11 protein-coding genes are annotated in these 12,498 nt (G+C 64.9%); 3 read left to right on the forward strand and 8 right to left on the reverse strand.

Annotation, left to right across the window (positions count from 1 at the left end):
- Positions 1 to 194: 194 nt before the first annotated feature.
- The 5 genes from DFO50_RS12095 to trkA form a co-directional block, all read right to left on the reverse strand.
- Positions 195 to 1,085, reverse strand: coding sequence for an RHS repeat protein (locus tag DFO50_RS12095; RefSeq protein ID WP_146745068.1), 891 nt, complete (start codon positions 1,083 to 1,085; stop codon positions 195 to 197).
- 94 nt (positions 1,086 to 1,179) lie between these two features.
- Complete coding sequence (locus DFO50_RS12100; protein ID WP_036386291.1) at positions 1,180 to 2,124, reverse strand: complex I NDUFA9 subunit family protein; 945 nt, start codon at positions 2,122 to 2,124, stop codon at positions 1,180 to 1,182.
- A 24-nt stretch (positions 2,125 to 2,148) separates the two neighbouring features.
- On the reverse strand, positions 2,149 to 4,086 hold the full coding sequence (locus DFO50_RS12105) for a lytic transglycosylase domain-containing protein (protein ID WP_112692587.1): 1,938 nt from the start codon (positions 4,084 to 4,086) through the stop codon (positions 2,149 to 2,151).
- 37 nt (positions 4,087 to 4,123) lie between these two features.
- Positions 4,124 to 5,578, reverse strand: a complete 1,455-nt coding sequence (locus DFO50_RS12110; RefSeq protein WP_028499741.1) for a TrkH family potassium uptake protein — start codon at positions 5,576 to 5,578, stop codon at positions 4,124 to 4,126.
- Positions 5,578 to 6,951, reverse strand: coding sequence for a Trk system potassium transporter TrkA (gene trkA, locus DFO50_RS12115; protein ID WP_028499740.1), 1,374 nt, complete (start codon positions 6,949 to 6,951; stop codon positions 5,578 to 5,580). The genes DFO50_RS12110 and trkA overlap by 1 nt, the downstream gene beginning before the upstream one ends.
- Positions 6,952 to 7,146: 195 nt before the next feature.
- Here trkA and DFO50_RS12120 point away from each other — a divergent pair, with 195 nt between their 5' ends.
- The 3 genes from DFO50_RS12120 (at position 7,147) to DFO50_RS12130 (ending at position 10,426) form a co-directional block, all read left to right on the forward strand.
- Positions 7,147 to 7,884, forward strand: a complete 738-nt coding sequence (locus DFO50_RS12120) for a glutathione peroxidase (protein WP_199489821.1) — start codon at positions 7,147 to 7,149, stop codon at positions 7,882 to 7,884.
- A 205-nt stretch (positions 7,885 to 8,089) separates the two neighbouring features.
- The gene (locus DFO50_RS12125) at positions 8,090 to 9,487 is read left to right on the forward strand and encodes a dihydrolipoyl dehydrogenase (protein WP_112692589.1); all 1,398 of its coding nucleotides are present in this window, start codon (positions 8,090 to 8,092) and stop codon (positions 9,485 to 9,487) included.
- Positions 9,488 to 9,625: 138 nt separating this feature from the next.
- Entirely contained in the window at positions 9,626 to 10,426 is an 801-nt protein-coding gene (locus DFO50_RS12130; RefSeq protein WP_028499737.1) for a VanW family protein, read from the forward strand.
- 5 nt (positions 10,427 to 10,431) lie between these two features.
- On the opposite strand, the gene DFO50_RS12135 is transcribed toward DFO50_RS12130, so the two are convergent.
- Genes DFO50_RS12135 through dapF form a run of 3 tightly spaced genes read right to left on the reverse strand, consistent with a single transcriptional unit; the run spans position 10,432 to position 12,451 of the window.
- Positions 10,432 to 11,004, reverse strand: coding sequence for a hypothetical protein (locus tag DFO50_RS12135; protein WP_112692590.1), 573 nt, complete (start codon positions 11,002 to 11,004; stop codon positions 10,432 to 10,434).
- Positions 11,001 to 11,645 (reverse strand): DUF484 family protein, encoded by a 645-nt coding sequence (locus DFO50_RS12140; protein WP_028499736.1) that lies wholly within the window; start codon positions 11,643 to 11,645, stop codon positions 11,001 to 11,003. The genes DFO50_RS12135 and DFO50_RS12140 overlap by 4 nt, the downstream gene beginning before the upstream one ends.
- Entirely contained in the window at positions 11,642 to 12,451 is an 810-nt protein-coding gene (dapF, locus tag DFO50_RS12145) for a diaminopimelate epimerase (protein ID WP_233495254.1), read from the reverse strand. The genes DFO50_RS12140 and dapF overlap by 4 nt, the downstream gene beginning before the upstream one ends.
- Positions 12,452 to 12,498: the final 47 nt, after the last annotated feature.

Raw genomic sequence — 12,498 nt, forward strand, 5'->3', positions numbered from 1 at the left:
ACGGCTGGCTGCCCTGATGATGGATGGCGCTCAGATTGCCGCCGCGGTCATAGTCGTAGGTCCGGGTATAGGCACTCAGGTCGGTGTCATCGATGATGGGGAGCGGCGCAGGCAGTGCCGCAGTCTGCTGCCCGGCCTGTTCCCGGCCGGTGGCCTGCACCAGCTGGTACAGCGCGTCATACTGGTAGCTCCGATTAGCTGAGTGCCTGCAGCGGCTTGCCGGGGCGGGTGGTGTTCAGGGTGCCCAGACGGCGGGTCTGCGGTTCGTAGTCGTAGTCGCTGACCACGCCGTTGCCGGCGACTTCGTGCCGCACCTGGCCGGCGGCGTCGTAGTCGATGCTCTGCAGCAAGGGCAGCCAGTCGTTGCTGCCCGCCCACTGCAGGTCGCGTGCCGCCAGCTGGCCGGCGATGTTCAGGGTCTGCCGGCGGCGGTTGCCGACGGCATCGGTCAACTGCCGCAGCGTACCGAGTGCGTCGTAATGGTAGCGGCTGGTATAGACGGTAGTTTCCAGCGTCTTGCCATCGTCGCCGAGGAACTGGCGCTGTTCGGTCAGCAGCAGGCCGGCCAGCGCGTAGGCGGGTGTGGAGACGCGTCCGGCCGGGTCGTCATGCTGCAGCAGCTGGCCGCGGCGATTGGCGCCGGCGACGACGGCCGTTTCGCCGTAGACCAGCTGTTCGCTGCTGACGCCGTTGTCGCTGACGCTGCTGAGGCGGTGCAGCGGGTCGTGGGCAAAGCGTTGCGAATTGCCGAGGGCATCGCGGTTCCAGACCGAAGCGCCCTCGATATCGAACAGGACCTGGCTGGCGCCGGCATCCTGGCTGGCGGTGGCCAGCGCGCGGCCGGACAGCGAACACAGGTAACGGAAGTTGGCCGACTGGCCGCTGTCGGCCAGTCGGGCATCACTGCTGTCGAGCGGGAAGCCGGTGTGCGAGAAGGTGTGGCGCTCGATACGCTCGTCGGCGGCCTCGTCGTCAGTGCGGTGGTAGCGAATGACGCGAACGGCAAGGAGACGATTGTCGTGGACAGTGACGGTCGGGGTGCCGGCGCAGCGATGGGCCGTCGGCATGTCTGGGAGCGTTGGCATCGCATGCTCCAGTGGCAGGCGCATTGACAGCTCTCAGCATAGAAAGCCCGCCATCACGGCAAGTGACATGCCGACAAACGTGCCTGTCCGCGTCTCAGCGGCGGGCGCCCGCGCGCAGCCGGTCGAAGGCGCTGTCGCCACCCGCCAGCCAGCCGGGGGCAATCGCATTCAATGACGACGGTGCAAAGCCGAGCAGGCCGGACGGAAAACCCTGGCTGCCGACATTGTCGGTGGCCAGCGAACGCACATTGTCGCGCGACATCAGTGGCTGGCCCGGCAGGCACTCCATCAACCCGGCCTGCAGCAGTGCCAGTCCGGTCGGCAGGCCGATGACCGGCCGGGGATGACCGCTCCAGCGGCCGACTTTCTTCACCAGTTCGCGCAGGGTCAGGATATCGGGTCCGACCAGCTCCAGTGTCTTGCCGACCGCGGCATCGCAGGCCAGCGCGGCCACGATGGCCCGGGCGACATCATCGACCCAGACCGGCTGGAAACGGGTATCGGCACCGGCCAGCGGCAGCAGCGGCAGATAGCGCTGCAGGCTGGCGAACAGGTTCAGGAAGTGATCCTCGCGTCCGAACACCACCGACGGCCGGAACAGGGTCCAGTCCAGCCCGGAGTCGCGCACCAGGGCTTCTGCCTGCGCCTTGCTGCGCTGGTAGTCGCTGGCAGCGTCCGGGGCGGCACCGATGGCGCTGATATGGCCATAGCGGCGGACGCCAGCCAGCTGGCAGGCGCGCAGGATCGTGCCGGTCAGGCCGACATGGGCCCGCTCGAAATCCTGGCGACTGCCATGCAGGATGCCGACCAGATTGACCACGGCATCATGGCCGCGCAGCAGGGCAGCCAGCGCATCGGCGTCGCCGATATTGACTTCGGCCAGCTCAAGTTGCGGCAGCGACAGCACCCGCCGCTTCGCCCGTTCGAACTGCCGGGTCGGAATGGTGACCCGCTTGCCGGCGCGGATCAGCCGCTCAGCGAGATAGGTGCCGATAAAACCGCTACCGCCGATCAGGCAGAAGCGTTGCAGTGGGTACATGGTCGTTTCTCCGCAAGGGACAAATCAGTTGCCGTCCGGAGACGGGGACGGGTTGGCGACGGCTGCGCCACCACGCGGCGGAATGACGCCGAGGCGGTCCTTCAGTGCAATCCGGCTATGGCCGAATACCGACGCATAGTGGACGGCGTTGGCCATCACCTTCTGCACGTAATCGCGGGTTTCCGTGAACGGAATGGTTTCCGCATAGATCGCGCCTTCCAGCGGCCGCTCGGCCTGCCAGGCCCGCGCCCGGCCCGGGCCGGCGTTATAGGCGGCCGTGGCCCGCACGGCGTCGCCCAGCGAGGTATACACGTAGTTCAGATACCAGGTGCCGAGCTGGATATTGTGTTCGATATCGTTGACCGAGTAACTGCCCATGCCCGACTTGCTGGCCACCCATTTGGCGGTGGCCGGCATCAATTGCATCAGGCCGGAGGCACCGACGCCGGAGCGGGCCACGTTGACGAAGCGGCTTTCCTGGCGGATCAGGCCATAGATCCAGGCTTCATCCAGCCCCATCTGGCTGGCGTAGCGCCGCGTCACGTCGCGGAACGGCGACAGGTAGCGCAGGCTCCAGTCGTGCTGGCTGCGGGTGCGGTCGGCACTGTAAATGCTCATGTCGTAGAAATTTGCCTGGCGGGCGATTTCGGCAGCGGACAGCAGCCAGGCGTCGTTCTTGTCACGCATGGCCCAGCGCCATTCGCGCTTGGCATCTTCGCGGAATTCCGGACGGGCATAGCTGTTGGCGATATTCAGCAGCGCCAGCGAGCGCTGCACCGCCGGCTGGGCGCGCACCTTGTCGATTTCGCGCGCATCGGGCTTCCAGGCCGACTGCGCCGGCTGCGAACTGCTGCCGAGCTCCTCGCGCGACATCAGCGGGTAGAAACCGTTGCCGGTGTCACTGGCGCGCTGGTAATCGCGGTTCGCGCCCGGCTTGCCCTGGGCGGCCAGGGCGCGGCCGTGCCAGTACAGCCAGCTGGCGTTGTCGGCCAGCGTGGCGGGCATCGACTCGATCACGCTCTGTACCGTCGGCCAGCGGCCTTCGCGCAGCGCCGCACGTGCCCACCATTCCCACTGTTCATTGCTCAGCGACGCCTTGTCGGCGCGCGCGAAGTACGACAGGGCGCCAATGGTGTCCAGCTTGCGGGCCGACGCCAGTCCGATCTGCCCCCACAGCACGCCGACGTCCCGTGCCGGCAGCCGGTCCTGCAGCGAGGCCAGCTGTGCCGCGGCGCCGGTGATGTCCTTGCGCATCTGTTTCTGGATTGCATACAGCCGCAGCGTACGGCCGGCCGGGGTCGACATGTCGGCCAGTTCAGGCCGGGCGATGCCGGCGGCGGTCAGCGGCGTGGCGGTGCCGGCGGTCAGCTCGCGCGCAGCCGTGGTGCGATCGGCTGCCAGCAATGCCTGGGCCCGCAGCCACAGGTCGTCGTCGGTCACCATGCCGCTGCGGGCCACGGTGCGGATCAGGGTTTCGCAGCCGGCGGACTGGGCCCTGCCGATGCGCCAGCGCGTTTTCAGTGCGGTGGCGACGGCCGCCTTGTCGTTGTTGTCGAGAATGCGCTCGGCCAGGGCATAGCATTCGACTTCATCATCGCGTGCCGCTTCCGGCAGTGCCGCATACTCGGCGGCAAAATCCCGCCACAGGCCGGACTTCGCCAGCTGCTTGGCCCACAGCAGGCGCAGCTGTTCACCGAGCGGGCCGTCGCTGTTGCGGTCGATAAAACCATGCACTTCCGTGGGGGAGGCACGGTCCAGCGAGCGGGCCAGCCGCCAGAACTGAGGATAGCCGGCCAGCAGGTCGTTTTGCGCCGCGGCAGCGGCGGCATCCAGCGCCACGCTGTCATTGCGTCGTGCCGCGTCGCGTGCGGACACGATGTCGGCATCACCGGCACAGGCCGGCAGCGAGAAAACGGCGAGGCAGGCGAGGGTGGTCAGTGTCAGTCGGGGAAACGTCATCATGGCTCAACTTGATTCATAAACGGTTTGCAACAGGCGGTCATTTGCGCCAGAACGCCGGGGTAACGATGATCAGCAGGGTGAAAATTTCCAGCCGGCCGAGCAGCATCAGCAGCGAACCCATCCAGATCTGGAAATCGTTCAGCACGCTGAAATTCGACGACGGGCCGACGACGCCCAGCCCGACGCCGGTATTGTTGATGCAGGCAATGACGGCGGTGAAGGCCGACAGGAAATCCAGCCCGCTCATCATGAAGACAAAGGTCGACAGTACCATGCAGGCGATGTAGGCAAAGATGAAACTCAGTATGGACTGCACCACCTGCGGTGGCACCACGCGCTGATTGATCTTGACCGGCACGACGGCCGTCGGGTGCAGCAGACGGATAATGTCGCCCGAGGCCTGGCGGAACAGGATCAGCGCCCGGCCCATCTTGATGCCGCCGCCGGTGGAGCCGGTGCAGACGGCAAAGCAGGACAGCATCAGCATCCACAGCGGCACCGACAGCGGCCAGTTGCCGAAGTCGGCGCTGACGAAGCCGGAACCGGTTGCCACCGACACCAGGTTGAAGCTGACCAGGCGCATGGCGGTGAAATAGTCGTAATTGCTGTGCCAGGCCAGGTAGCCGGACAGGCCGATGATGCTGACGCCCATCACGCCGAGCACGCTGCGGGTTTCGGCATCGTGCAGGAAATGGCGGATCGAACGGTTGCGGAAGGCCAGGAAGTGATTGGCGAAGTTCATGGCGCCGAGCAGCATGAACACGATCATCACCAGCTCGATCGCCAGCGAATCGAAGTAGGCAATGCTGTCGCTGCGCGACGAGAATCCGCCCAGCGACAGCGAAGTGAACGCATGGCACAGCGCATCGAACCAGCTCATGCCGGCCAGACGCAGGCACAGGAAGGCCGCCAGTGTCAGCGCCGCATAGGCCGTCCACAGGTTTTTCGCGGTCTGCATGATGCGCGGTGTCAGCTTGCTGTCCTTCATCGGCCCGGCCATCTCGGCCTTGTACAGCTGCATGCCGCCGACGCCGAGCAGCGGCAGCACCGCGACCGCCAGCACGATGATGCCCATGCCGCCGAGCCAGCTGAGGAAGTGACGCCAGAAATTGATCGACTGCGGCAGGCTGTCGAGATCGGACAGCACCGTGGCGCCGGTGGTGGTCAGTCCGCTCATCGCCTCGAAGAAGGCCTGGGCGACATTCATGTGCGGGTAGTACAGCAGGAACGGCGTGGTGGCCGTCGCGGCAAAGCCGATCCACAGCAGCGATACCAGCACGAAGCCGTCCCGCGGCCTCAGCTCGCGCTCGTAGCGGCGGGTCGCCGCCCACAGGAACAGACCGACGGACAGACCGACGAACATCGAGGCCAGAAAATCGTCGAGGGCGCCATCGTGGTAATAGATCGACACCAGCGACGGGAAGATGAACAGCCCGGAAAACAGCATGACCAGCTTGGACAGCACATGCAGGATGGGCATGAGCTTGTACATCAGAAGAACCCCAGCTTGACTTCGAACAGCTGTTCGACCTTGCGCACCTGGCGGCGACGGGCCACGAAGACGATCAGGTGATCGCCGGATTCGACCACCTGGTCATGGTGGGCCATCATCACCCGCTCATCGCGGACGATGGCACTGATATAGCAGCCCTGCGGCAGATCGACGTCCTGGATCATCCGGCCGACCAGGCGCGAGGTCTTGCGGTCGCCGTGGACGATGGCCTCCAGCGCTTCGACCTTGCCGCGCCGCAGCGGATGCACCGCCTCGATGTCGCCGCGGCGGATATAGGCCAGCAGCGAGCCGATGGTCGACAGGTGAGGGGACAGCACCACGTCAATGCGGTCGCCCTGCAGCAGGTCGGCGTACGACAGCCGGTTGACCAGCGCAATCACCCGCCGGGCCCCCATGCGCTTGGCCAGCAACGCGGACATGATATTGTCCTCGTCGTCGTTGGTCAGCGCGCAGAACATGTCCATCTCGTCGATGTATTCCTGCTCGAGCAACTCCTCGTCGGTGCCCTCGCCATGCAGCACCAGCGTGCTGCCCAGTCGTTCGGTCAGCCACTCACAGCGCTCGCGGCGCTTCTCGATCACCTTGACCTCGAAATCGGTTTCCAGCCGGCTGGCGAGCCGGAAGCCGATATTGCCGCCACCGGCGATCATGACCCGCTTGATCGGCGTTTCGCTGGCACGCAGCGCCCGCAGGATCGCCGGCACGTGCGGTGTCGCCGCGACGAAGAACACCTCGTCGCCGCTGTCCAGTACGGTCTTGCCATCGGGAATGATCAGCCGGTCGCCGCGATAGACAGCGCTGATCCGGCACTCGGCATCGGGAATGTCGTCGGCGATGGTGTCCAGCGTCTTGCCGACCAGCTCGCCGCCGGTATGGGCGCGAACCGCGACCAGCTGTGCGCGACCGTTGGCGAACTCGACCACCTGCAGGGCGCCGGGACAGGTAAACAGCCGGTACAGGTTGTCGGTCACGATCTGTTCCGGGCACAGTGTGGTGTCGACGCCGAACTGTTCCAGCGTATGACCGTCACCATGCTCGACATAGTCGGCGGAGCGGACCCGGGCGATCTTGGTCGGCACATTGAACAGGCTGGAGGCAATCTTGCAGGCGACCAGATTGGTCTCGTCATCGCGGGTCAGCGCCAGCAGCATGTCGCAGTCGGCAGCGCCTGCCGCCTGCAGCACCGACGGATGGGCGGCGTTGCCGACCAGGGTCTGAATGTCCAGCCGGTCCTGCAGCAGTTTCAGTGGCGCCGCGTCCAGATCGATCACGGTAATGTCATTGGCTTCGCTGGCGAGATTCTCGACCACGCTGGCGCCGACCTGCCCACCGCCCAGAACCAGTATTTTCACGTAAGCCCGCCATCCGTTTGCTGTTTGTCGATCAGGGTATTTTACGTGACGGACACGGCGAACCGAACCCCGCCACCACAGCATAGCCAATTACAATCGACACCTTGATGATAATAAATTAGACGCATACTGTGGCTGGCAGGATACTGCATCCCATCGAAGCACCCCAGACAACGTCAACCCAAGGAGATGAACATGACCCAACTGACCCATCGTGAAGGCCAACGCGTACCGAACGTCACTTTCCGTGTTCGTGAAAACAACGAGTGGAAGGATGTCACCACCGATGATCTCTTCAAGGGCAAGACCGTCGTCCTGTTCTCGCTGCCCGGTGCGTTCACGCCGACCTGCTCGTCGACCCACCTGCCGCGCTACAACGAACTGGCCCCGGCCTTCGCCAAAAACGGCGTCGATGCCATCCTGTGTGTATCGGTCAACGACACCTTCGTCATGAATGAATGGGCGAAGGACCAGGAAGCCGGCAACATCGTCATGGTGCCGGACGGCAACGGCGAGTTCACCGACGGCATGGGCATGCTGGTCGACAAGGCCGACCTCGGCTTCGGCAAGCGCAGCTGGCGCTATTCCATGCTGGTCAAGGACGGCGTGGTCGAGAAGATGTTCATCGAGCCGCAGGAACCGGGCGATCCGTTCAAGGTGTCCGACGCCGATACCATGCTGGACTACATCAACCCGAACGCCAAGAAGCCGGATCAGGTCGTGGTGTTCTCCAAGGTCGGTTGCTCGTTCTGCGCCAGAGCCAAGCGCCTGCTGGAAGAGAACGGCTATGTGTACGCCGACGTGCCGCTGGACAACAAGATCCGCGGCAAGGTGCTCGGCGCCGTGTCCGGTGAAATGACCGCGCCGCAGATCTTCATCAACGGCCGCCTGATCGGCAATGCCGAAGCGCTGGAAAAGTTCCTCGCTGCCTGATGCGTGATACCCCGCCTGCGCCGTCCGGCGCGGGCGGGACAGGATGCGGCGTCCTTGCCTGCGTTCGCGACATCCGGCGGCTTCCGCCGGCCGGATGTCTTTCCCGGTTTTCCCCTGATCCTGACCCGAGCCCGAACATGCCAGCGCAGTTCGCTGCCGCCGTGTTGCCATTTTCCGGTTCGCCCCCCTTTTCACGGAGAGCAAAATGCAAGAGATTCGTCCTGATGTCGCCATCATTGGTGCCGGCACTGCCGGCCTCGCTGCCTATCGCGCGGTCAAGGCTGCCGGCAAGACCGCTGTCCTGATCGAGGGCTATGCCCACGGCACTACCTGCGCCCGTGTCGGCTGCATGCCGTCCAAACTGCTGATCGCCGCCGCCGAAGCCGCCCATGAAGCCCGCCATGCCGCCCCGTTCGGCGTGCAGGTGGCCGGCGTGTCAGTGGACGGTCGCGCCGTCATGGAACGGGTACGGCGCGAACGCGACCGTTTTGTCGGCTTTGTTGTGCGCGGTGTCGACGACATTCCGGCCACGGACAAGCTGTCCGGCATTGCCCGCTTCATCGACAACACCACGCTGCAGGTCGGCGACGATATCCGGGTCCGCGCCGGGCGCATCGTGCTGGCCACCGGCTCGTCGCCGGTCGTGCCGCCGCCGTTCCGCGCTGCCGGCGATCGCCTGATCATCAATGACGATGTGTTCTCCTGGGACACGCTGCCGGGTCGGGTTGCCGTATTCGGCCCCGGCGTGATCGGGCTGGAACTCGGTCAGGCGCTGTCGCGGCTGGGGGTCAAGGTGCGCCTGTTCGGCATGAGCGGCAGTGTCGGTCCGCTGTCCGACCCGGCCATCCGCGACCATGTCACCGCGCTGTTCCAGCAGGAGTTCTATCTCGACCCGGCGGCCACGGTCGGCGAGATCCGCCGCGACGGCGACGAGATCGTGATTCCGTATGTGAATCTGGCCGGCGAACAGGTCGAAGAGCGCTTCGACTACCTGCTGGCTGCCACCGGACGGGCGCCGAATGTGCGCGGGCTGGGGCTGGAAAATACCGGCCTGGCGCTGGATGCGCGCGGCGTGCCGCTGTTCGATCCGGCCACGCTGCAATGTGGCGACGCGCCGATTTTCATTGCCGGCGATGCCAACAATGTCCTGCCGCTGCTGCACGAAGCCGCCGACGAGGGGAGGCTGGCCGGCGAAAACGCAGCGGCATGGCCCTCGCTGTCGGCACTGCGCCGTCGCTCGACGATCGCCGTGGTGTTTTCCGATCCGCAACTCGCGATGGTCGGCCAGCGCCATGCCGAACTGGACCCGGAACGGATCGTGGTTGGTGAAGTCGATTTCGCCGATCAGGGCCGCAGCCGGGTCATGCTGAAAAATCGCGGGCTGATGCATGTCTACGCCGATCGTGACAGCGGTCGCTTCCTCGGCGCGGAATGGGCCGGGCCGCGTGCGGAAAACATTGCCCACCTGCTGGCCTGGAGCCATCAGCAGTCGCTGACCATCGAACAGATGCTGGCGATGCCGTTCTACCACCCGGTGGTGGAAGAAGGGCTGCGCACCGCACTGCGCGATGCTGCCGCCAAACTGGCCGCGATCCGCAACTGAGTCCCCCGGGCGGGCCAGGCAGACTCACGCCTGGCCCGCCCGGGCAGTGCATGGACGCCCTGTTCCGGATACGCTAAGGTGCCGGCGAAACTGTTTCCGCCGAGCACCAGAACCCCATGATTCATGAAGTAACGCGGCATGCGTAGGCCGCTGTCCTCGTACCATCCCGTGCTGTACTGGCTGCGCGTGCTGCAGAAAAGAACGTATCGTCGTCTCGGCTGGTGGCTGTCGTCCCGCCGCTATGCGCGTACCCGCACGCCGATGCAGCGACTCGCCTATCGCCATATCAAGCACACGTCAAAGCTGATACGCAAACTCGGTGACAGCGATATCCGCCTGCAGCATAACAAGGTGATCAATCTGCGGCTGGCCAGCGCCGCCATCCACGGCACGACCATCGGCCCGGGCGAGTATTTCTCGTTCTGCCGGCTGGTCGGAAAACCGACCCGAAAGCGGGGTTTTGTCGAGGGCATGGAATTGTCGATGGGCGAGGCGCGCAGCGGGGTCGGGGGCGGGATTTGCCAGCTGAGCAACCTGATCCACTGGATGATCATGCATTCGCCGCTGGTGGTGGTAGAACGCGCCAATCACAGTTTCGACCCGTTTCCCGACGAAGGGCGCATTCTGCCATTCGGTTCCGGCGCCGCCATTTTCTACAATTACGTGGACCTGGTCTTTCACAACCCGACGGCCAGCACGTTTCAACTGGTGTTCAACATGACCGGGGAACAGCTTGAGGGGGAGTTGCTGTGCAACCAGCCCCGCGACAGGAAATACCACGTCTATCAGAAAGCGCACCGCTTTGTTCGCCAGGGCGAAACCGTGTTCCGGCACAATGAAATCTGGCGCGATGTGTACAGCAAGGGTCACGACCCGGTGCTGCTGCATTCCGAACGGCTGTACCGCAATCACGTCGTGGTCAAATACCCTGTCGACTGAAGCCGTCAGCGGCCCTGCCACCAGGACGACAGTGCGGAGAAAAAGACAATGGCGGCCGGCGGCAGCACCAGAATGGACAGCGACACAAAGAGCCCGCCCAGGCGCCGGCCATGCCGCCGGGACTGGTACCCGCCCAGAATCAGGAAATAACAGAGGAAACACAGTGCCGTCGCTGACGGTGCATACAGGTAGGCAAGCAGGGCCGGCCGCGCCCACAGCGCCAGCACGGCGAAGCCGGCATGTCCGATCAGCACCGACAGGAACAGCGCATGCGGGCCATCCGGCCGGGCAGGGGACAGCAGCCAGTTCCATTTTTCCCGCGCCGTATCGCCCTGTGCCCGGCTGATCGACCAGAATACGCCGCTGATGCCGAGCAGCGCGTACGGGTACAGTCCGGGCAGCCAGACGGCGGCCAGTGGCATCGACGGACGCAGCGCCTTGAACAGCAGGGCCAGTACCAGCCAGGCGGCGAGGCTACAGGCAATGGCGATACCGTCGCGGCGCGAAACCATCAGCCATAGCGCATGCAGGTGGACCAGGATGAGCGGCAGCAGTGCCGCAGCCACCAGCAGGCTCATGCCCGGTCGAGTTCGCGCGTCAGGGCCGTGGCGATCAGTTCGGCAATATCGGCCAGCAGCAGGGTTTCCATGTCGGTGGCAAAGCGCTGCTCGTCCTCGCTGGCCAGCACCAGCGCGCCAAACGGTTCACCGTCGGCGGTTTTCAGTACGGCAAGGCCGAACGACTGCCAGACATGGTGGCCGGGCAGCCAGTCCATCGCCTGCTGGCTCAGGTAATGACCGACATAGGGCGCTGCCACGGTGCGCTCCGCCAGCGGCAAGGGCGCCGCGTGCAGGCCGAAAGCTTCTGCCTTCGGATGCCAGAGCCGGATCGCCCAGCCACGCAGCTGGAAATCGTCTTCCAGCGAGCGCCGCACGGCAGCCATGATGTCCTCGACCCGGCGCGCGGCCAGCAGGCCGACCGCCAGCCGGTGCGCCTGGGCGACGATATTGCCATTGCTCTCGCCGTAGGCCATCAGGCGGGCCATGGCCACATTCAGCTGCCGCGCCTGATCCTTCAGCGCCAGCACCTGTCGTTCGATCAGCGGAATGGTATCGCCGCGCGCCGGTGCCGGAATGCGCAATTCCAGCAGGGTTTCGGGGTGACGGTCGAAGAAATCAGGGTTGGCGATCAGCCATTCGGCTACGGCTTGCGGAGTCACAGAGCAATTTCCCCTTGATAGACAGTGACGGCGGGTCCGGTCATCAGCACCGGCGATTGGTCGCCTTGCCAGCGGATGGTCAGGTCCCCGCCCCTGGCATGCACCAGGACCGTGTCATCCAGCAGTCCGCGCCGGATACCGGCCACCACGGCGGCACAGGCGCCGGTACCGCAGGCCAGCGTCTCGCCGGCGCCGCGTTCGAATACCCGCAGGCGGATCTCGCTGCGGGACACAATCTGCATGAAGCCGGCGTTGACCCGGGCGGGGAAACGCGGATGGGCCTCGATCAGCGCGCCGATGGCCGTGACCGGCGCGGTATCGACATCATCGACCACCTGTACCGCATGAGGGTTGCCCATCGACACGACCGTCAGGTCGATGGTGCGCCCGGCCACCTCCAAAGGGTGGATAATGGCGTCTGCCTCGGCCAGAAACGGGATCTGCTCCGGTATGAAACGCGGACTGCCCATGTCGACGCTGACCAGCCCGTCGGCTTCCAGCTTCGGCACGATCACGCCACGCGCCGTCTCGACCCTGATCTCGGCCTTGTCGGTCAGATGCTGGTCGTGAACGAAGCGGGCGAAACAGCGCGCGCCATTGCCGCATTGCTCGACCTCGCTGCCGTCATTATTGAAAATCCGGTAACGGAAATCATGGCCGGCTTCCCGGGCTGGTTCGACCAGCAGCAACTGGTCGAATCCGATGCCGAAGCGACGGTCACCCAGTCGACGGATCTGTTCAGCGGACAGCGAAATGGACTGGCGTACCCCGTCCAGCACGACAAAATCGTTGCCGAGGCCCTGCATCTTGGTAAACGGAATCTTCAATTTGAGCCAACTTTTATTGTAGAATC

This window comes from Microvirgula sp. AG722, assembly GCF_003269145.1.
Classification (GTDB): Bacteria; Pseudomonadota; Gammaproteobacteria; order Burkholderiales; family Aquaspirillaceae; genus Microvirgula; species Microvirgula aerodenitrificans.